Annotated in this window: 1 protein-coding gene; it reads right to left on the bottom strand. The window is 63.1% G+C overall.

Going from position 1 to position 1,051, the window contains the following annotated elements; all coding sequences use genetic code 11:
- The coding region (locus tag JK363_RS41315) for a CofH family radical SAM protein (protein ID WP_201883473.1) at positions 1 to 1,051 on the bottom strand (1,051 nt) is incomplete at both ends.

Here is a 1,051-nt window from a genome sequence, read left to right as displayed (position 1 = left end):
TGAGTTCGGGGTGGGCGGTGCCGCCTTCGATGGCCGTGGAGGACAGGTGTGAGACGACGTGGTCGTCGACCGGGTCGTTCGCCGGGTCCTCATGCACCACCAGGTGCTCGTAGGTGGTGGCACGCTGCGCGGGCACCCGCCCCGCCGCGCGGATCAGATGAAGCAACTCCATCCGGTTGGAACGATGCTTCGCCCCGGCCGAGGAAACCACGTTCTCCTCCAGCATCACCGACCCGAGATCATCCGCCCCGTAATGCAGCGACAACTGACCCGCCTCCTTACCGACGGTCAGCCAGGAACCCTGAATATGCGCCACATTGTCCAGGAACAGCCGAGCGACCGCGATCATCCGCAGATACTCGAAAACCGTCGCCTGCGTCCGCCCCTTCAGATGATTGTTCTCCGGCTGATACGTGTACGGAATGAACGCACGGAAGCCACCCGTACGATCCTGCACATCCCGGATCATCCGGATGTGCTCGATCCGCTCCGCGTTGGTCTCACCCGTACCCATCAACATCGTGGACGTCGACTCCACCCCCAGACCATGCGCAATCTCCATGATCTCCAGCCACCGCTCACCGGACTCCTTCAACGGCGCGATCGCCCTGCGCGGACGCTCCGGCAACAACTCAGCCCCCGCCCCCGCGAACGAGTCCAGACCCGCCGCGTGGATCCGCCGGATCGCCTCCTCGGCCGGGACACCCGAGATCCGCGCCATGTGCTCGACCTCGGACGCCCCCAGCGAATGAATCACCAGCTGCGGGAACGCCTTCTTGATCGCCGCGAAGTGCTCCTCGTAGTACTCCACGCCATAGTCCGGATGATGGCCACCCTGGAACATGATCTGAGTACCACCGAGCTCAACGGTCTCCGCACAGCGGCGCAGGATGTCATCCAGATCACGCGTCCAGCCCTTGGCCACATCCTTCGGCGGAGCATAGAAGGCACAGAACTTGCACGCCGTCACACACACATTGGTGTAGTTGATATTCCGCTCGATCAGATACGTCGCAATCTGCTCCGTACCCGCATAACGACGCCTGCGCAC

It is taken from the genome of Streptomyces coffeae, from assembly GCF_016741875.1.
GTDB classification, from domain to species: Bacteria; Actinomycetota; Actinomycetes; order Streptomycetales; family Streptomycetaceae; genus Streptomyces; species Streptomyces coffeae.
The sequence above is the reverse complement of the archived record's forward strand: the minus strand, read 5'-3'. Positions and strand labels throughout refer to the sequence as shown.